We start from the raw sequence: 19313 nt of genomic DNA, 5'->3' as shown, positions 1-19313 counted from the left end.
CGTCATTTCGCATCGTGAATTGCAATTGCATCATGTGCAATTGCAATCGTATGGAGGATTGCGGGTAATTGCAAGTGCAACTGTTCCGTGGGGGGGTGTCTGACACCCGGGAACGTCGCGTCCATCTGTACCGCCGTCTCGTACGGGTGTCAGACACCTGCGCGAGCGAGACGTCTCCGCCCATCGACCCTATCTCGCCGCGCTCATCATGAATTCCACCGCGGCGCGGAGCGTGGCCTCGTCGGCGGAGGATCCGCCGCGCGGCGGCATGGCGCCCTTGCCCTTGAGCACGGTGACCATCAGCGCATCGGCGCCTTGCGCGATGAACGGCGACCAGGCCTGCTTGTCGCCCAGCTTGGGCGCATTGGCCACTCCGCTGGCGTGGCACACCACACAGGCGGACTGGTAGAGTTTTTCGCCGGCCGGATTGACGGCGGCCAGCGTTTCCGCCTGCGCCCATGGGACGGACAGGCCCGCCAGGGCCGCCGCAAGCGCGAATCGATGAAAGTTGGACATGGAAAAGTTCCGTCGGAAAGTGTCGCGGCAAGGGCGCGGGGCGGGCGCTGGGCCTGCGCTCGCCCGGCCCCGGGAGTCAGCGCGGTATCGGGCCCGGCGCCTTGATCTGCTTCATCAGGTCGTCGTTCCACTTGCCCTCGACCTTGATGTGCCCGGCCGCGCCCAGCTCGAAGGCTTCGATCAGGTTGTGGTTCAGGTACGCGTACACGCCCGGCTGCTTGAAGGTGTAGAGCGCGGCGCCCGCGGAGCCGCCGCGGATGAACCAGGTTTCCAGGTTCTTCAGCGGCGGATTGGCGAACTTGCCGGTTTCCCAGACCCAGTCGCCGTGGCCGCCGATCAGGTGCGGGCGCGTATCGCGGTTGGCCTGCGAATGGATCAGCAGCACGGTCTCCCCGACCTTCGCCGTCAGGGCATTGGCGCCGGTCAGCGCGCCCACCTTGCCGTTGAACACGATGTGCGTGGGCGTGAGCGTGCGCATCACCTTCACCGTATCGCCATAGCTTTCCGCGAGCGTCGGGTAGTCCTTGTACTTGCCGTTCTCGTCCTTGGGGATGTAGAGGTCGAACTCGCCGATCGTGTAGGCGCGGTCATAGTGCAAGGGCTTGCCCTGCGGGTCCTTGAGGCCGTCGCGCGGCAGCACCATCAGCGTGCCGCTCATGCCCGACACCACGTGCCAGGGCACCATGCCCTCCGGCGCGCAGTGGTAGACGAAGGTGCCGCTGCGGTCCGCCTTGAAGCGCAGCGTGGCCTGCTCGCCGGGGTTGACGTTGGTCAGCTTGGCGCCGCCCAGCGCGCCCGTGGCCCCATGGAAGTCCACGTTGTGCGGCATGGCGTTGGTGGCGGGGTTGACCAGCGTCAACTGGACGTAGTCGCCCTCGTGCACCACCAGCGTGGGGCCGGGCATCGAGCCGTTGAACGTCATGGCCTGCAGGGTGGTCCCCTTGTCGTCGATGACCATCTTCTTTTCTTCGATGGTCATGGTGAATTCGACGACCTTCGGGCCCGACTTCACGACCTGCTCGTGCGGGTGGACCATGGGCGGGGCGACCAGCGTGACCTTGGTGTGCGGCAGCTTGTCCGCGTCCTGCGCAAACGCGGCGCCCGCGGCCATCGTGAAAGCCAGCGCGGCGGCAAGCAAGGTGGGCCGTAATGCGTTCATATCCAGCTCCTTATTCGGGTTCTTCAATCGCCGTGAATGTCGGCAGCCCTATTGGAGAACCAGCGGCGACGCCGCTCTTTGCTGTAGCGCAAACTCCAGCACAGGCCCGCCCGCCGCGCGCATTGTCACCGCGGAGCGGCGGTGTCACCATGGGGGCGTAGAGATCCCTCCGTCTTTTAGGACTGCCATGCCGTCGCCTCTGTGCCATGCGCTGTTGCGCAACCTGGAACTCTTCAGGCCCTTGTCTGACGCGCAGTTGAAGTCCGCGCTGCGCGGCGCGCAGCCCTGCCGGCTGGTCGCCGGCGCCACCGCCTACCGCCAGGGCGCGGTGGCCTCGCACTTCTTCGTGCTGCTCAGCGGCAGCCTGAAAGTGGCGCAGCTTACCGCCGACGGCGAGCAAGTCGTCGTGCGCTACGTCAATCCGGGCGACATGTTCGGCCTGGCCCGCGCGATGCGCCAGTCGCGCTACCCCGCCACGGTGCAGGCCGTGCTGGAAAGCGTGTGCCTGGCCTGGCCGGACGCCCTCTGGGAGCGTTTCGTCGGCAACCATCCGCAATTGAGCGCCATGGCGCTGCAAACCATGGGCCAGCGCCTGCAGGACGCGCACCTGCGCATCCAGGAGCTGTCCACCGACGAAGTGGAACAGCGCGTGGCGCGCACGATCCTGCGCCTGATCGAAAGCTCGGGGCAGCCGACGGCCGGCGGCATCGGCATCGGTTTTCCCATCACGCGCCAGGACATCGCCGAAATGACCGGCACCACGCTGCACACCGTAAGCCGCCTGCTCAGCGACTGGCGGCAGCGCGGCATCGTCGACAGCAGCCGCAAGCGCATCGTGCTGCGCTCGCCCGCCGCCCTGGCCCGCGTGTCCGGAGACGCCCAGGCGGCGCAGGATTGTTCCGGGTGCGCCTCCTGTATCGACGGCGGGCCGGCCAGGATGGCGCAGCCCGGCCCCGCGCAAAGCCGGCTCCAGGCGCCCGTTTCAGGCCTGTGCGAGACGCCCTCGGCGTGAACCGGCCCTAATCCTCTTCCAGCACCAGCCGGAAGCCCAGATTGGCGGGCGGGATCCCGACCGAACACGCCCCGCCCTTGGGATCGCGGATGAAGTCCGGCAGATAGGCGATGTGCCGCCCCGCCGCGACGCGGATGCCGCAGTTGCGGCCCGCGTCCGCGTCCTCGCCCGGCGCGTCCAGAATGCGCCGCGCGTGGCAGTCGCTGGTCCAGTCCCAGACGCTGCCCGCCATGTCCATCAGGCCCAGGTCGTTGACGCCGAACGCGCCGAACGGACGCACCTCGACGTCCTCCTGCTGGCGCCGGCTCTGCGCGTCGTATTCGGCCAGCCAGCGCTGGGCGGGATCGTCGCCGTCGGGCAGCCGGAGTTCCTCGCGATAGGCCGAGCCGGCGGCGTAGACCCATTCCGGATAGGTGGGCAAACGCCAGCGCCGCCCGGTGCGCGCGGACAGCCAGTCGGCATACGCCGACGCGTCGGTCCAACTGATGCCCACCGCGGGCAGGTCGCGCGCGGCGGCCTGCCGTTGCGCCGCGTCCAGCGGCTTGCAGCCGCCCGCAAGCACGCAGGCCGCGTAGTCCGCCTGGCTGACCTGGCGCTTCATGATGGACAGCCCGCGCGGATAGCGCGCGGTCAGCGGAGCCGGCGTCACCGGATAGCCGGCGCGCAGCGTCTCGCCCGGAGGCTGGTAGGAGACCTCGCCCGCCGGCAGCCGCAGCACCTCGGGCAAAGACGCAGGGGCCCGTCCGGCGGGCCCGCAAGCGGTCAACAACGAAAGAAACGCGGCGATCGGCAGGCAGCGCACGGATCGGACTCCGGTTGCGCCCGGGGCGGAGCGCCCCGGGACCTGCCTCCATTGGACCGGCCGCCGCTCCCGTCCTCTTTGCGCTGGCGCAAGGAGGAAGGGACGGGGCGCGCGCCCGCGGTCAGCCGGGGCCTCAGCCGCGGGCGGGACGGGCCTGCAGGCTCGGTTCGCTGGTGGCGGGCTTGCCGCTGAGCAGGCCCAGGATCACCTGCAGCACCATCGACAGCGCGCCCAGCAGGAAGACCACGTCGCCGAACGTGCGGCCCCAGCGCAGGGTCCGCAGGATGTCCTGCTGCATGAAGGCTTCGCTGCGGGCGTACCACATGCCTTCGCTCACGCTGGCGTGGAACTGGATCAGGCCGATGGGCAGCAGGCTGGTGAACATCATCAGCGCCAGGCCCAGGTTCAGCCCCCAGAACGCCAGCTTCATCAGGCCGGGGCTGAGCGCGTACTGAGGACGGATGTAGCGCAGCACCAGCAGCGTGAAGCCCAGCGCCAGGAATCCGTACACGCCGAACAGGGCCGCGTGCGCGTGGACCGGCGTGGTGTTCAGGCCCTGGATGTAGTACAGCGAAATGGGCGGGTTGATCATGAAACCGAAGACGCCCGCGCCCAGCATGTTCCAGAACGCCACGGCCACGAAGCACATCAGCGGCCACTTCAGATCGTTCATCCACGCGGCGCGCGACTTCAGGCGCCAGTTTTCCCAGGCCTCGTAGCCCAGCACGATCAGCGGCACCACTTCCAGCGCCGAGAAGCTCGCGCCCACCGCCATCACCGGCGTGGTGGTGCCCGCGAAGTACAGGTGGTGGAAAGTGCCCGGAATGCCGCCCAGCATGAACAGCGAGGCCGACGCCAGGCTGGCGGTGGTGGCCATGCGCCGCGACACCAGGCCCAGCGTCGAGAAGATGAAGGCCAGCGCGGTGGTGGCGAAGACCTCGAAGAAGCCCTCGACCCACAGGTGCACGATCCACCAGCGCCAGTATTCCATCACCGTCAGGTGCGTGCGTTCGCCGTAGAAGAAGCCGGCGCCGTAGAACAGCCCGATCGCGCCGACCGACGCCGTCAGGAGCGCCAGCAGGTTCTTGTCCCCGCCCGGCTTGCGCAGCGCCGGAACGATGCCGCGCAGCATCAGCACGAGCCAGAAGCAGATGCCGGCGAACTTGCCGATCTGCCACAGGCGGCCCAGGTCCACGTATTCATAGCCCTGGTGGCCCAGCCAGAAGTTCAGGTTCGGCGGCATGATCTGCGCGATGGCCAGGTAGTTGCCGACGAACGATCCGACCACCACCAGCACCAGCGCCCAGAACAGGATGTCGACGCCCACCTTCTGGAACTTCGGGTCGCGCCCGCCGTTGATCAGCGGCGCCAGGAACAGGCCCGCCGCCAGGAAGCCGGTGGCGATCCAGAACAGCGCGCTCTGGATGTGCCAGGTGCGAACCAGCGAATACGGGAACCACTGCGACACGTCGATGCCGTAGAACTTCTGGCCCTCGACCGTGTAGTGCGCGGTGAAGCCGCCCAGCAGCACCTGGAACCCGAACAGCGCGACGACCAGGAACAGGTACTTGCCCAGCGCCCGCTGCGACGGCGTCAGCGCGAACGCGGTCAGGGGATCCTTCGCGGGCGCCTCGGGCTCGTCTTCCTCCTTGCCGCGCAGGAAGGCCCAGGCCCATACCAGCAGGCCGATGCCCGCCAGCAGCACCACCACGCTGATGATGGACCACATGACGTTTTCGGCGCTGGGCGTATTGCCGATCAGCGGTTCGTGCGGCCAGTTGTTGGTGTAGGTGACCGGCATGCCCTCGCGCTCGGTCGCCGCCGCCCAGGCCGTCCAGAAGAAGAAATGCGTAAGCTGCGTGCGGCGCGCGGCGTCGGGCAGGGTGTTTTCCTTCATGGCGAAGCTCTCGCGGCTGCCATGCAGGGCCGGCGCGTCGGAGAACAACTGGTCATAGTAGGCGGCGGTCTGCGCCATCGCGCGCGCGCGGCGCGGGCTGACCGTCAGCGTGTCGGTCGCGGCGTCGTTGCGGTTGGCGCGGTACTCGGCCTTCAAGGCCTCGCGCAGCGCGGCCTGCTCGGGCGCGGCCAGTTGCGCGTAATCCTTGCCGTGCGCGTCGCGCGCGGCAAGGTCCAGCCAGGCCGTCAGTTCGCGATGCAGCCAGTCGGCCGTCCAGTCCGGCGCCTGGTACGCGCCGTGTCCCCAGATCGATCCCAACTGCATGCCGCCGACCGACTGCCAGGCGGTCTGGCCGTCCAGGATGTCATCGCGGCCGAACAGGCGGGCGCCGTCGGCCGTCACGACCTGGCCGGGAATCGGCGGGGCCTGCCGATAGACTTCGCCGCCGTAGAAACCCAGCAATGCGAACGTGATCGCCACCACGGCGATCAGCGTGAACCATAATTTCCGATACGGACCCATGATGGGAACGCCCTCCAGTGTTGCGGTTAGTGGGGTACGTTTCCCTATGCGAATTTCGTGCCAGAAAAAATTCCATTTGAATCAATGCATTGCACAATCCAGGGTTTTTTTTACCGCAACACGGGAGGGTATAAATCACTCTCCCAGGGTTTTTTTGACCGCAAACGCCGGGCGCGGCGCACTTACAATCCCCCCTGCATTCCCCCCTTTTCAAGGAGCCGACCGCATGGCCACGGGCAAGCCGGATGCGTGGAGTCTCTTCCTCACCGCGCATGCGCTGGTGGCGGAGGAAATCGAAAAGCGACTGTCGGCCGCCGGCCTGCCGCCGCTGGCGTGGTACGACGCGCTGTGGGCGCTGGAACGGGCGCCGGAAGGCACCGCGCGCATGTATGAAATCGCCGAACGCATGGTGATCGCGCGCTACAACCTGACGCGCCTGATGGACCGCCTCGAGGCCGACGGCCTGGTCGAACGCTACCGGTCCGACGAAGACCGGCGCGCCGCCTACGCCCGGCTCACGCCCAAGGGGCGCGCGCTGCGGCGGGAAATGTGGAAGGTCTACGGGCCCGCCGTCGACGAGCTGTTCCTGTCGCAACTGCCTCCAGCGCAGCAGGCCGCCATGGCGGAGAGCTTCCGCCTCATCGCCCGCCATGTCCGCGCCCTGAACCAGGAGTCCGCGGAATGAGCCCCGCCGCGTTGCACATCGGCATCGTCGCCTGCTCGGCCGAGGGCGCGGCGCTCTGCTACCGCAGCCTGTGCGCCGAGGGCGCGCGGCGCATGGGGCCGCACGCCCATCCGGAGATTTCGCTGCATACGCACTCGCTGGCGGACTACGTGGCCTGCCTGGACCGCGGCGACCTGGCCGGCGTCGGGGCGCTGATGCTGTCCTCGGCGGACAAGCTGGCGCGCGCCGGCGCGGACTTCCTGATCTGCCCGGACAACACCATCCACCAGGCGCTGGACCCTGTGCTGCCGCGCTCGCCGCTGCCCTGGCTGCATATCGCCGGGGAGGTCGCCGCCGAGGCAGCGGCCCGCGGCTACCGCCGCATCGGCATCCTGGGCACGCGCTGGCTGGTGGACAGCGAGGTCTATCCCGGCAAGCTGGGCGAACATGGGTTGCAGTGGCTGCGTCCGCCGCCGGACGACCGGGACGAACTGGCCCGCATCATCATGGACGAACTGGTGTACGGCGTCTTCAAGCCCGATTCGGTGGCGCGGCTGCAAGGCGTCATCGAACGCCTGCGCGACGCCGGCTGCGACGCCGCGGTGCTGGGCTGCACCGAATTGCCGCTGGTGCTGGACGACGGCAATTCCGCGCTGCCCACCCTGGACTCCACCCGCATCCTGGCGCGCGCGGCGCTGGACCGCGCCCTGCGGCCCGCCTGAACCGGCGCCCTCAGATCTGGTCCAGCCCGTATTGCCGCAGGCGGTCCAGGTCCAGGACCTTGATCTGGTTGTAGGCCAGCGCCAGGATGCCCTGGTCGGCCAGGGCCTGCAGCGCCTGGTTGACCCGCTGGCGCGACAGGCCCGTCAGGTAGCCCAGTTCTTCCTGCGAAATCGCCAGCGTCAGGTCGGTGGACGGATACAGCCGCGGGTTGAAGAGCTGCGCCAGCGATTGCGCCACCCGCGCGTCCGCGTCCAGCAGGCGGTGGTTCTGGATGGACGCGATGAACTCGCCCATGCGGTCGTTCAACTGGCCGATGACGAAATGCGAAAACGGCAGGCTGGCCGCGAGCAGCGCATGGAAAGTGGCGGCCGGCACCAGCATCACGAGGGAGGGCTGGATCGCCACCACGTCGTACTTGCGCAATTCGCGCTTGATGACGCTGCCCTCGCCGAACCAGCCGCCCGGCGGCACGCCCGAGAACGTGCAGCTACGGCCCGATTCGTTGTAGATGGCCAGCTTCAGCAGGCCCGTGTGCACGCCCAGCCAGTAGTCCGACGGCGCGTTGCGCCGCGCGATCCAGGCGCCGCTGTCCACGCGCTCGGCGCGCGACGTGGCCAGCACCAGGTCCTGGTGCGAGGCCTCCAGGGCGCCGAACCAGGCGCGGGCGCGGAACAGCCCGGCCAGCTCGTCGGCGGAAACAATGTTTGAAACGTCGGACATGGAAAGAACCGTGTAAAACAGGGAATGCGATGGCCCGCCGGCAGTCTGTCATGTAGATGACAGACTGCATTTTCCGGCTGGCGATACGCTAGCGCAAGCGCCGGGAATCGCCCTTCCCGCACAAAGAAACAGGGAGCGCGCCACGCGCCCCGCAGGAGACAGCAATGAGCGGCATGTTCGAGCAAGGCCTTGCGCGCCGCGAGGCCAATTACACCCCCCTGACGCCCGTGGACTTCATCGCCCGCGCCGCCGAAGTCTACGGCCAGCGCCTGGCCGTGGTCCATGGCGAGGTGCGCCGCAACTGGGCCCAGACCTACGAGCGCGCGCAGCGGCTGGCCGGCGCGCTGGAACAGGCCGGCATCCGGCGCGGCGATACCGTCGCCGTGATGCTGCCCAACATCCCCGCCATGGTCGAAGCCCACTTCGGCGTGCCGATGCTGGGCGCGGTACTGAACACCCTGAACACGCGGCTGGACACCCCCAGCGTGCTGTTCATGCTGGGCCACGGCGAGGCGCGCGCGCTGATCGTGGACACGGAATACGCCGAGGTCGCCCAGCGCGCCCGGGCCGAATTCCCCCACCTGAAAATCATCTCGGTGCACGACCTCGACACGGCGCCCGCCACGCTGCCCGGCGCCGTCGACTACGAAGCGTTCCTGGCCGCCGCCCCCGCCCGCTACGACTGGCAGCCGCCCGCCGACGAGTGGGACGCCATCGCGCTGAACTACACGTCCGGCACCACCGGCGACCCCAAGGGCGTGGTCTACCACTACCGCGGCGCGTACCTGAACGCGGTCAGCAACATCCTCGAATGGGACATGCCCAAGCATCCGGTCTATCTCTGGACCCTGCCGCTGTTCCACTGCAACGGCTGGTGCTTCGCCTGGACCGTCGCGGCGCGCGCGGGCGTGAACGTGTGCCTGCGCAAGTTCGACCCCAAGACCGTGTTCGACCTGATCCGCGGCGAAGGCGTCACCCACTATTGCGGCGCGCCCATCGTGCAGAGCGCGCTGGCCAACGCGCCGGCCGAGATGCGCGACGGCATCGCGCACACCGTGCGCACCATGGTGGCGGGCGCGGCGCCGGCGCCGGCGGTCATTGCCAAGATGCGCGACATCGGCTTCGAACTGACCCACGTCTACGGCCTGACCGAAGTCTACGGCCCCGCCGCCGTCTGCGCGCGCCAGGACGCCTGGGACGCGCTGGAAGACGAGGAACGCGCGCTGCTGACGGCGCGCCAGGGCGTGCGCTACCACCTGCAGGCCGGCGTGTCGGTGCGCGACCCGGACACCATGGAACAAGTACCGGCCGACGAGCAGACCGTGGGCGAGGTCATGTTCCGCGGCAACATCTGCATGAAAGGCTATCTGAAGAACGAGCGCGCCACCGACTCGGCCTTCGCGGGCGGCTGGTTCCACACCGGCGACCTCGGCGTGATGACGGCCGACGGCTACGTCCGCATCAAGGACCGCAGCAAGGACATCATCATCTCCGGCGGCGAGAACATCTCCAGCATCGAAGTGGAAGACGCGCTCTACCGCCACCCGGCCGTGGCGGCGGTGGCCGTGGTGGCCATGCCCGACCCCAAGTGGGGCGAGACGCCCTGCGCCTTCGTCGAGCTGAAGCCGGGCTGCGCCGCCACCGCCGAAGAGATCATCGCGCACTGCAAGCTCCTGCTGCCGGGCTTCAAGGTGCCCCGCGCGGTGCGCTTCGGCGAACTGCCCAAGACCTCCACCGGCAAGATCCAGAAATTCGAACTGCGCGCCGCCGTGGGCGCGACCACGGCCATCGACGTGGCCGGCCCCGGCAAGAAAGCCTGATTCCCCGGCCCGCGCCCCAACCCCTCCAGGAGCTCCGACGCAATGACGTACCAAGCCCCCGTGAAAGACATGCTGTTCGTGTTGAACCATCTGGCCGGCCTGCCGGAAGTGGCCGCCCTGCCCGGTTTCGAGGAGGCCACGCCCGACACCGCCCGGGCCGTGCTGGAAGAATCCGCCCGCTACGCCGCCGACGTGCTGGCCCCGCTGAACCACCCCGCCGACCGCGAACCCGGCGGCTGGCGCGACGGCGCGGTCGCCACCGCGCCCGGCTTCAAGCAGGCCTTCCGCCTCTACGCCGAAGCCGGCTGGCAGGGCATGACGCATTCCGTCGAATATGGCGGCCAGGGCCTGCCCGGCCTGATCGGCTCGCCCTGCTCCGAGATGCTGAACGCCGCCAACCTGTCGTTCGCGCTGTGTCCGCTCTTGACCAACGGCGCGATCGAAGCGCTGATGACCGCGGGCTCGCCCGAGCTGCGGAAACGCTACATCGGCCCCATGATCGAGGGCCGCTGGACCGGCACCATGAACCTGACCGAACCCCAGGCGGGGTCCGACCTGGCCATGATCCGCTCGCGCGCGCAACCCGCGGGCGACGGCGCCTACCGGATCTCCGGCACCAAGATCTTCATCACCTACGGCGAACACGATCTGGCCGAGAACATCATCCACCTGGTGCTCGCCCGCCTGCCCGACGCGCCCGAGGGCGTCAAGGGCATTTCGCTTTTCCTGGTGCCCAAGTTCCTGGTCAATGAAGACGGCACGCTGGGCGCCCGCAACGATGTCCAATGCGTGTCGATCGAACACAAGCTGGGCATCAAGGCCAGCCCCACCGCCACGCTGCAGTTCGGCGACGCCGGCGGCGCGCTGGGATACCTGGTCGGCCAGGAAAACCGCGGCCTGGACGCCATGTTCATCATGATGAACGCCGCCCGCTACGCCGTGGGCGTGCAGGGCATCGCCGTTGCCGACCGCGCCTACCAGCATGCGCTGGCCTATGCCGCCGAACGCGTGCAGAGCCGCCCGGTGGACGGCTCGTCGCGCGATGCCGTGCCCATCATCCAGCACCCGGACGTGCGCCGCATGCTGGGCACCATGCGCGCGCTGACCGAGGCCGGCCGCGCGCTGGCCTACTTCACCGCCGGCCATGCCGACCTGGCCCACGCCAGCCCCGACGCCGAGGCCCGCAAGCGCCACCTGGCCGTCCAGGAATTCCTGGTGCCCATCGTCAAGGGCTGGTGCACCGAGACGTCGATCGACGTCGCCAGCCTGGGCGTGCAGGTGCACGGCGGCATGGGCTTCATCGAAGAAACGGGCGCCGCGCAGTACTACCGCGACGCCCGCATCCTCACCATCTACGAAGGCACCACCGCCATCCAGGCCAATGACTTCGTCGGCCGCAAGACCCTGCGCGACGGCGGCGCGGTCGCGCGCGCCCTGCTGGCGGAAGTCCGCCGGACCGAAGCGGCGCTGGAGGCCAGCGCGGCGCCCGCCGCCGGCCTCGTGCTTGCGCCCCTGCGCCGGGCCAGCGCGGCCCTGTCCGACGCCGTCGATTTCGTCCTGGCCAACGCCGCCAGCCACCCCAACGCGGTCTTCGGCGCCGCCGTGCCCTATCTGCTGCTGGCGGGCACCACGCTGGCCGGATGGCAGATGGCCCGGGCGCTGCTGGCCAGCCTGGCGCACCGGGACGAAGACCCCGGATTCCACGACGCCAAGATCGCCACCGTGCAGTGCTACGCGCTGCACAAGCTGAGCCAGGCGCCCGGCCTGGCGGCCGTGGTGCTGGGCGCGAAGGACTACGCGGTACAGCCGTAGGATGGGTAAAGCGCGAGAGTCCTTAAGCAAGAACCAGGCTCTCCAACGCGCGCCACCCATGCGGCCGTGTGCAGACGGTGCCCCTGTGCAGGCCGGAAAACAATCTACCCACGGCCGCATGGGTGGCGCGCGTTGGGCAGTTGGGTTTTTGCGCGAGTTATCTCGCGCTTTACCCATCCCACCCGGCAATCGCGCGGCAGCGTCGCCGCCCAGAACAGCAGCGCCGCCACGCTGATGCCCGCGCCCAGCGCGCACACCCCCAGCCAGCCGGCCTGCGCGTAGGCCGCCGTCGACGCGATCGACCCCAGGCCGCTGCCCACGGCATAGAACATCATGTAGCCGCCCACCAGGCGGCTATGCGCCTGCGCGCTGATACCGAAGACCATCGTCTGGTTGGTGACGTGCAGGGCCTGCAAGGCGACGTCCAGGATCAGCACGCCCAGCGCCAGCGCCCACAGGCTCTGCTCCAGGAAGGCGATCGGCACCCAGGACAGGCACAGCAGCGCCAGGCCCGCGGCGGTCGTGCGTTCGCCGTGCCCGCGGTCGGCCAGCCGGCCAGCGCGCGCGGCCATCAGCACCCCCGCCACGCCCACCAGTCCGAACGATCCCACCGCGGTGTGCGTCAACGAATGGGGCGGCGCGCTCAACGGCAGCACCAGCGCGGTCCAGAACGCGCTGAACGCGGCGAACATCAACAAGGCGATCGTGCCGCGCACGCGCAGGACGCGTTCGGTCGCGAGCAAGGCATAGAGCGAGCGCAGCAGTGCCCAATAGCCCAGGTCGGCCGTGGGCAGGCGGCGTCGCGGCAAACGGCGGGCCAGCACCGCCGCGAGCGCGGCCGCCAGCGCCGCCGACACGAGGTACACCGCGCGCCAGCCCCACGCGTCCGCCACCGCGCCGGCCAGCACGCGCGCCAGCAACAGGCCGATCACCACGCCGCCCTGCGCCGCCCCGACCACGCGGCCGCGCTCGCCGGGCGCGGCCAGCGCCGCGGACAGGGCAAGCAGGCCCTGCGTCATGGCCGTTCCCAGCAGGCCCAGCGCGACCATGCCCACCAGCAGCCAGGGCGCGTTCGCCGACAGCGCGACGGCGGCCAGCGCCAGGACCAGCAGCGCCAGTTGCCCGATCATCAGGCGGCGGCGGTCCAGCAGGTCGCCCAGCGGCACCACGAACAGCAGCGCCAGCGCACAGCCTAGCTGAGTGGCCGTCACGACGATGCCCACCGCCGCCTCGGCCATGCCGAACTCGCGGCCGATGGCGTCCAGCAAGGGCTGCGCGTAATACACATTGGCCACGCTCAGGGCGCAGGCGACCGCCAGCAGCAGGATCAGCGAACGGGGCGTGCGGGCGCCGGGCCCGGGAACGGAAAGGTCGGACGGGGCAGGCACGACGGCCTCCTATTTGGTTTCATTAAAAAACCAGAATACTAGGTTTTACGGTTTTATAATGCAACCGAAAAATCCGCTTTTCGTCGTTGACCTCCCTACCGCAAGGACCCGACATGGTTAAACGCACAAGCCTTGAAGGCGCCGCCTGTCCGGTGGCGCGCTCGCTGGATGCGATCGGCGATTGGTGGTCGCTGCTGATCGTGCGCGACGCCTTCGACGGACTGCGGCGTTTCGGGGAATTCCAGAAAAGCCTGGGCGTGGCCAAGAACATCCTCAGCGACCGGCTGCGCACGCTGGTGGCGCACGGCATCCTGGCCGTGGCTCCCGCTTCCGACGGCAGCGCCTACCAGGAGTACGTGCTGACGGACAAGGGCCGGGCGCTCTTCCCGGTGATCGTCGGCCTGCGCCAATGGGGCGAAGACCATTACTACGCCTCGGCCGAACCCCATTCCACGCTGATCGACCGCAAGCGCGGCCAGCCCGTGCGCCGGCTGGAAGTGCGCGCGCAGGACGGCCGCCCGATCGGTCCGGAGGACACCGTCGTGCAGAAGACGGCGGCGGCCTAGGGGCCGCGCGAGGCGCCTTCCTATGCCGACGGGCCCTGGCCTGGCCATTGCCCGGTCGCCAGCGATGCCGGCGAATAGGCGTCGAAGCGCCAGCGCAAGGCCAGCGCGCCCGGCCGGAACGCCACGCGGCGCGCATGCACCCGCCACAGCCGCTCGGCGCCCTCGAACTGCGCGATCTCGGGGCTGTCCAGGATCACTTCCGCGCGTCCCGAAAGCTGAAGCACGCCGCCGCGCTCGAAGTCGATGAAGAGCAGTCCCGCGCGCGGGTTGAGCACCATATTGCCCAGCGTGTTGAAAAAACGGTTGCCCGAAAAATCGGGAATGGTCAGCACGTTGCCGTCCACCCGGACGAAGCCGGGCCTGCCTCCCCGGTGCGACACGTCGACGGCGCGCGAGCCGGCGTCCGCGTAGCTCGCGACGAACAGGGTATCGGACCGCGCAATCAGCTCGCGAGCGGCATCGTCCAGCCCGTCGCGCTCTTGCGGCGCGCCGGCGAAGCGCAGGGCGGGCGAGCGGGAAAAATGGAAATCCCGCGACTGGATGTACTTCGGGCAATTGCCGAAGGATTGCGCCACGGCCACCTCGAAGCGCTTGCCGTCCCAGGCCGAGACGCGGCCGTTCACGCGGTTGCGCCGGCGCGTGTGCAACTCGATTCCCAGCAGACCCACCGGCCGGTCCGGCCCCAGGCCCGCAAGCACGGGATCGTCGGCATCGGGCATGGCGGCCACGCGCAGGACGCGGGGATCGGGCGACGCCGCGAAGCCGGGCTGCCCTTCCAGCACGCCGGCCCAGGGATCGCCCTGCGCGTCCACCGCGCCCACCACCAGGAACGGCAGTTGCGCGAAGAATTCGCGGTGCTGGTCCGGCATGTAGTCGCGGATGACCTTGCGCCCGGCCTGTTCCATGCGTTCGGCGACGCCCGCGTGCCGCTGCAGCAGGGTTTCGCCCGCATGCCAGGGCGACGGCGCGTCGATGATTGTTCCGGTGGTCGGCATGATTGCGCTCCTTGCGGCCGAGGCGGCCGCCATCAGGCGGGACGCTTGTGCTCGCCTCCGCGCAGGTCCACGTCCACCTTCCGGTGCGGCACGTCCAGCAGGGACAGCATGAGCGCCACGCGATGCGCATGGCCGGACAGCGGAAAACTGTAGAACGTCAGGGTCGAAGGCTGGGCGGTAGGCATGGGGTTTCTTCCAAGAGGGAGGCAGGCCTCATCTTGGACCGGCGCCGGCCGCAAGTGAACGGCCAGCCGCGGCAAGACACTCTTGCGCCCCGTGAAAGAAAGCGGCCTTAAGGCAGCGCGGCCAGATCGCGGCGCAGGGCCTCGACGCAGAATTCGACGAAGCTGCGCACCTTGGCCGAACTCTTGCGGCCTTCCGGATACACCACGTGCACGGGCAGCGGCGGCAGTTCGAAGTCGCGCAGCACCATCTGCAAGGCGCCGCTGGCCAGGTGCCGCGCCACCTGGTAGGACACCACCTGCGTCAGGCCCCAGCCCTCGCACGCCGCCAGCACCGCGGCCTGGAAGGAGGTCACCGTCAGTTGCGAATCCACCCTCACGCGCCTGGGTTCGCCGTCCTGCTGGAAGCGCCATTGCGGCCCGCGCCCTTCCATCGCCGCGGTGATCGTGCAGTAGCGCTGCAAGGCGTCCGGGTTCTCGGGCACGCCGTGCTGGCTCAGGAAGGCGGGCGCGGCGCACACGACGCGGCGCACCTGGCCCACCGGCACGGCCGTCAGGGTGGAATCGGGCAAGGCGCCGATGCGCACGGCCACGTCGATGCCTTCGTCCAGCAGGTTCACCACGCGGTCCACCAGCAGCGTGCGCACCGACACTTCGCGGTGCGCGCGCAGGTATCCCAGCACAGCGGGCATGACGTGCAGTTCGCCGAAGAGCGCGGGCGCGGTGATGCTGAGCGCGCCGCGCGGGGCGGCCATCGCGCCGGCCGCGGCGTCGTCGGCCTGCTCCACTTCCTCCAGGATGCGGCGGCAGTCGGCGGCATAGCGCTGGCCGGCCTCGGTCAGGCGCAGGCTTCGGGTGGTGCGCACGAGCAGCAAGGCGCCCAGCCGGCGCTCCAGCGCCGCCACGCTGCGCGTGACGGTGGGCGCCGACATTTCCAGGCGCCGGGCGGCGGCGGCGAAGCTCTGCGCCTCGGCCACCGCCAGGAACACGGTCATTTCATGGAATCGGTTCATGGTTCGCGGACTCCCGCAAGGGCGGCCGCGCGCCTGCCCGCCGCTTGCCCTCCCGGCGCCGCCTTCAAGGCGGCAAGGCTGTCGCCGACGCATTGCCGCAGGATCTCCTCCAGCGCGGCCGGCACCGGGTCCAGTTGCGCGCTGCCCCGGTAGAGCGACAGGACAATCGTGGGCAGCCCCGGCAAGCCCTGTTCGCCGGGCGCCATCGCGCGCACCGTGGCGGGCAGCCCCAAGGGCGTGCGCACGGCCAGCCCCAGCCCGGCCGACACCGCCGCCCACAGGCCCGCGAGGCTGGGGCTGGTGAAGGCCGGCGACCAGGCGATGCCGGCGCGGTCCAGGGCCTCGGTCGCGCCGCTGCGGAACAGGCACGGCGCTTCGAACGCGGCCAGCGGCAGCACCCCATCCGCGTCCAGCGCGGGCGCCGGATCCGCGGGCCCGATCCAGCACATGGCCAGTTCCGCCAGCCGCCGCGCATGCGGCAGGCGCGCGCCGTGGTCCCAGGCGAGCGCGATGTCGAGCTGGCCCACGGCAATGCGGTCCAGCAGATCGGCGTTGCGGGCGACCCGGGCCTCGATCTTCACCCGGGGATGCGTCCGCGCGAACCGGCCCAGCACCTGGGGCAGCAGCATCTCGCCGAAGTCCTCCTGCATGCCGAGCCGCACCTTGCCCTGCAATTGCGCGCCGCGCACGGCCCGCGAGGCCTGGTCGTTCAGTTCGAGCAGGCGCCGCGCGTAGGCCAGCATGGTCTCGCCGGCGTCGGTCAGGGCCAGGCCGCGCCCCGCCTTGCGCAGCAGCGGCACCCCCGCCTGCTCTTCGAGCTTTTTCAACTGGGCGCTGACGGCGGAAGTGGAACGGCCCAGCCGGTCGGCCGCCCGGCCGTAGCTGCCCAGGTCGACACCCGCGACAAAGCTGCGCAGCACCTCGAGATCGAACGTTGCTGGCCTCATTCAATCATCCTGTTTTTCAAAACCATACATACATAAATTACCGATTTTCGGAATGATGTTAGAAGCGCACACTGGGCCCCGTCAATCCTCTTCCGGCCCCAGGAGCCCCGCATGTCCCTGTCCTCCTCCCCCGCGCTGCCCCCTTCGGCCGCGCTCGACCGCCCCGCCCACCGCTGGAAGGTGCTGGCCGTGGGCGTTGCCGCGAACGCCGCCTTTTCCGCCGCGGCGGCGGGCCTGCCCGCCACCGCGGTGTTCATGCGCGCGGACTACCGGCTGGACAACGGCCAATTGGGATTGGCGCTGGGCCTGCTGGGGCTGGGCGTCGCGCTGTTCGAGCTTCCGTGGGGCATGCTGGCCGACCGCTGGGGCGACCGCCCGGTGCTGCTGGCCGGCCTGGGCGCCACGGCCGCCGCGCTGGCCTGGATGAGCGGGTACGCGGCGCCCGCCGCCGGCGCCGCGCCCGGCCTGGGACTGCTGGCGCTGGGACTGGTGCTGGTCGGCATGCTGGGCGGCAGCGTCAACGGCGCCAGCGGCCGCGCGGTGATGGCGTGGTTCGATGAAGGCGAGCGCGGCCTGGCGATGAGCATCCGGCAGACGGCGGTGCCGCTGGGCGGCGGGCTGGGCGCGCTGCTGCTGCCCTGGCTGGCGGCCCGCGCCGGCTTCGGCGCGGTGTTCGGCGCGCTGGCCCTGATGTCCGCCGCGGCCGCGCTGCTGACCGCCTGCTGGCTGCGCGAGCCCGCCCAGTCCGCCGCCGCGCCGGCGCAGGCCGGCGCCGCGCCCGGCCCGCTGCGCGACGCCCGGGTCTGGCGCGCCGCGGCGGCCATCGGTCTGCTGTGCTGCCCGCAGTTCGCTGTCCTGAGCTTCGCCACGGTGTTCCTGCACGATTTCAGCGGCGCCGGCATCGGCGCCATGACCGGCGTGATGGTGGCGGTGCAACTGGGCGCCATGGCCGCGCGCGTCGCCAGCGGCAGGTGGACCGACCGCCGCGGCAACCGGCGCGCCTACCTGCGCTTCTGCGTCTGGCTGAGCTTTTTGCTGTTCGCGGCCCTGGGCGCCGCGGCGTGGGCGGCCGGCGCCGCCACGCCGGACGCGGACGGCGCAACGCTGCTCCTGGCCATCCTGGTGGCGGCCGCCGGCATCTGCGCCTCGGCCTGGCACGGCGTGGCCTATACCGAACTGGCCACCCTGGCCGGCGCCGCGCGCGCAGGAACCGCGCTGGGCATGGCCAATAGCTGCGTCTATGCCGGGCTGTTCCTCACGCCGGCGGCGATGCCCCACCTCGTCGCGGCCACCTCCTGGCCGCTGGCCTGGGCGCTGGCCGGGCTTTGCATGCTGGCCGCCCTGCCCCTGCTGCCCCGGCCGCTGGCCCGCCCCTAGACGGCGGCATGGCGCGGCATCGCTTGGCCGGCGGCCGTTCCATCCGTTCCGCCTCGCCGCGGTGCCGTGGCGGGATCCGGCGGTCCGGGCCCGGATGCCGGAACGGCTTGCCAGGAAGGCGTCAGGCCGGCTTGCGCAGGAAGCCCTGGTTGCCGCCGTTGCGGTTGGGCGCGAAGCCATTGGCCTGCAGCGTCTCTTCCGCCGTTTCGTAGAAAACGCCGATCTTCATGATCTCGCGCGCCTGCTGCGCGGTCGCGATGGGACGGCCGAACTCGCCGGAGATGCGGACCAACTGCTTGACCTGCTCGACGGAACTCATCTTGCCCGTGCGGGTCTGGTTCCAGAGCACGTCCTCGATGCCGCAGCGCACGTGCAGCCCCAGGGCGATGCCGATCATGTTGACGGGCAGCACATTGAGCACCGAGCTTTCCACCGTGACGACCGCGCCGTCGGGCACGGCGCGCAGCATATTGGCCAGGTTGTAAATGTTCGCCTGGTCCATGCCGCCGCTGATGGCCACCCAGTTCATCACCAGGGGCCCCTTGTAAATGCCGCGGCGGATCATCCGCTCTATCGTTTCGAAACTGTTGATGTTGTAGACCTGGAATTCGCTCTGGATCCCGGCGGCCGACAGGCGGCGGATGTGTTCCTCGGCCCAACTGGGGTTCGAGGGCACGATCATGTCCTTGTAGGCGGAATAGAGCTGCGGGAATCCGCGAGAGACGCCCTTGAAGTCGTCGATGCAGGCGTGTTCCGTCACGTTCATTTGCGTGGTGTTGACGGTCACCGTCACCTGGTCGGGCCTGGGATCGAGTTCCGCCAGCATGTGCCGCGTATCGTCGCTCAGCCACTTGGCCGCCTGCCCCTCTTCGGGCGCGAAGCTGATGGAGCCGCCCACCTGGATGACCATCTCGGGCACCGCCTCGCGCACCCCCGCGATCAATTCATTGAACATGGACAGGCGCTTGCTCCCCTTGCCGTCCGGTTCGCGCACGTGCAGGTGCAGCACGGCGGCGCCGGCTTCATAGCAGTCCACCGCCTTCTGGATCTGCTCCTCCATCGTGACGGGGATGTCTTCCGGAAAGTCCGAGGGAATCCAGCCCGGCGCATAGGGCGCGGCCGTGATGATCAGGGGTTGCTGGTTTTCGGGATAAAGATGGCCGTCAAGAAAGTTCATGGCGAAGGTTCTCCGACTGAT

17 protein-coding genes and 1 pseudogene are annotated in these 19313 nt (G+C 69.6%); 7 read left to right on the top strand and 11 right to left on the bottom strand.

The genetic code is table 11. The features are described from left to right. Positions 1-189 precede the first annotated feature (189 nt). Together WHX56_RS16200 and nirK are read right to left on the bottom strand one after the other, a co-directional pair. Positions 190-516 (bottom strand): c-type cytochrome, encoded by a 327-nt coding sequence (locus WHX56_RS16200; RefSeq protein ID WP_129246428.1) that lies wholly within the window; start codon positions 514-516, stop codon positions 190-192. 76 nt (positions 517-592) lie between these two features. Next, the gene (gene nirK / locus WHX56_RS16195) at positions 593-1675 is read right to left on the bottom strand and encodes a copper-containing nitrite reductase (protein WP_287751965.1); all 1083 of its coding nucleotides are present in this window, start codon (positions 1673-1675) and stop codon (positions 593-595) included. 187 nt (positions 1676-1862) lie between these two features. On the opposite strand from nirK, the gene WHX56_RS16190 reads away from it, so the two are divergent. Further along, complete coding sequence (locus tag WHX56_RS16190) at positions 1863-2687, top strand: Crp/Fnr family transcriptional regulator (RefSeq protein WP_287751962.1); 825 nt, start codon at positions 1863-1865, stop codon at positions 2685-2687. A 7-nt stretch (positions 2688-2694) separates the two neighbouring features. Here WHX56_RS16190 and WHX56_RS16185 read toward each other — a convergent pair whose 3' ends face one another. Further along, a complete protein-coding gene (locus tag WHX56_RS16185) occupies positions 2695-3489 on the bottom strand; it encodes a formylglycine-generating enzyme family protein (RefSeq protein ID WP_129246434.1) in 795 nt (264 codons plus the stop codon). A 133-nt stretch (positions 3490-3622) separates the two neighbouring features. Then, positions 3623-5908, bottom strand: coding sequence for a nitric-oxide reductase large subunit (locus WHX56_RS16180; RefSeq protein ID WP_129246436.1), 2286 nt, complete (start codon positions 5906-5908; stop codon positions 3623-3625). Between the two features lie 226 nt (positions 5909-6134). Here WHX56_RS16180 and WHX56_RS16175 point away from each other — a divergent pair, with 226 nt between their 5' ends. Both WHX56_RS16175 and WHX56_RS16170 read left to right on the top strand, forming a co-directional pair. Then, entirely contained in the window at positions 6135-6593 is a 459-nt protein-coding gene (locus WHX56_RS16175; RefSeq protein ID WP_129246438.1) for a MarR family winged helix-turn-helix transcriptional regulator, read from the top strand. Beyond that, positions 6590-7294, top strand: a complete 705-nt coding sequence (locus tag WHX56_RS16170; RefSeq protein ID WP_129246440.1) for an aspartate/glutamate racemase family protein — start codon at positions 6590-6592, stop codon at positions 7292-7294. Before WHX56_RS16175 ends, WHX56_RS16170 begins: the two co-directional genes overlap by 4 nt. Positions 7295-7304: 10 nt before the next feature. Here the strand turns inward: WHX56_RS16170 and WHX56_RS16165 are convergent, their stop codons facing one another. Further along, entirely contained in the window at positions 7305-8015 is a 711-nt protein-coding gene (locus WHX56_RS16165) for a Crp/Fnr family transcriptional regulator (RefSeq protein WP_129246442.1), read from the bottom strand. A 164-nt stretch (positions 8016-8179) separates the two neighbouring features. Here WHX56_RS16165 and WHX56_RS16160 point away from each other — a divergent pair, with 164 nt between their 5' ends. Both WHX56_RS16160 and WHX56_RS16155 read left to right on the top strand, forming a co-directional pair. Continuing rightward, entirely contained in the window at positions 8180-9835 is a 1656-nt protein-coding gene (locus WHX56_RS16160) for an acyl-CoA synthetase (RefSeq protein WP_338878357.1), read from the top strand. 42 nt (positions 9836-9877) lie between these two features. Next, positions 9878-11647, top strand: a complete 1770-nt coding sequence (locus WHX56_RS16155) for an acyl-CoA dehydrogenase (protein WP_338878356.1) — start codon at positions 9878-9880, stop codon at positions 11645-11647. Between the two features lie 104 nt (positions 11648-11751). Here the strand turns inward: WHX56_RS16155 and WHX56_RS16150 are convergent, their stop codons facing one another. After that, on the bottom strand, positions 11752-13035 hold the full coding sequence (locus WHX56_RS16150) for an MFS transporter (RefSeq protein WP_338878355.1): 1284 nt from the start codon (positions 13033-13035) through the stop codon (positions 11752-11754). 113 nt (positions 13036-13148) lie between these two features. On the opposite strand from WHX56_RS16150, the gene WHX56_RS16145 reads away from it, so the two are divergent. Next, complete coding sequence (locus WHX56_RS16145; protein ID WP_129246450.1) at positions 13149-13601, top strand: winged helix-turn-helix transcriptional regulator; 453 nt, start codon at positions 13149-13151, stop codon at positions 13599-13601. Between the two features lie 20 nt (positions 13602-13621). Here WHX56_RS16145 and WHX56_RS16140 read toward each other — a convergent pair whose 3' ends face one another. From WHX56_RS16140 to WHX56_RS16125, 4 genes and pseudogenes are all read right to left on the bottom strand, one after another. After that, entirely contained in the window at positions 13622-14596 is a 975-nt protein-coding gene (locus tag WHX56_RS16140) for a pyridoxamine 5'-phosphate oxidase family protein (protein WP_338878354.1), read from the bottom strand. 35 nt (positions 14597-14631) lie between these two features. Beyond that, positions 14632-14781: pseudogene (locus WHX56_RS16135) on the bottom strand (glutathione S-transferase); the annotation flags it as partial. Positions 14782-14888: 107 nt separating this feature from the next. After that, positions 14889-15791 carry a LysR family transcriptional regulator gene (locus WHX56_RS16130; RefSeq protein WP_338878353.1) on the bottom strand — a complete coding sequence of 301 codons (903 nt, stop codon included), beginning with the start codon at positions 15789-15791 and terminating at the stop codon, positions 14889-14891. Beyond that, on the bottom strand, positions 15788-16738 hold the full coding sequence (locus tag WHX56_RS16125; RefSeq protein ID WP_129246453.1) for a LysR substrate-binding domain-containing protein: 951 nt from the start codon (positions 16736-16738) through the stop codon (positions 15788-15790). The genes WHX56_RS16130 and WHX56_RS16125 overlap by 4 nt, the downstream gene beginning before the upstream one ends. A gap of 111 nt (positions 16739-16849) precedes the next feature. Between WHX56_RS16125 and WHX56_RS16120 the strand changes: the two genes are divergently transcribed. Then, positions 16850-18115: an MFS transporter gene (locus WHX56_RS16120; protein WP_338878352.1), complete on the top strand. Its 1266-nt coding sequence runs from the start codon at positions 16850-16852 to the stop codon at positions 18113-18115. Between the two features lie 121 nt (positions 18116-18236). Here the strand turns inward: WHX56_RS16120 and WHX56_RS16115 are convergent, their stop codons facing one another. Further along, entirely contained in the window at positions 18237-19292 is a 1056-nt protein-coding gene (locus tag WHX56_RS16115) for a 3-keto-5-aminohexanoate cleavage protein (RefSeq protein WP_129244407.1), read from the bottom strand. Positions 19293-19313: the final 21 nt, after the last annotated feature.

It is taken from the genome of Achromobacter veterisilvae, assembly GCF_037619525.1.
GTDB classification, from domain to species: domain Bacteria; phylum Pseudomonadota; class Gammaproteobacteria; order Burkholderiales; family Burkholderiaceae_B; genus Achromobacter; species Achromobacter veterisilvae.
The sequence above is the reverse complement of the archived record's forward strand: the minus strand, read 5'-3'. Positions and strand labels throughout refer to the sequence as shown.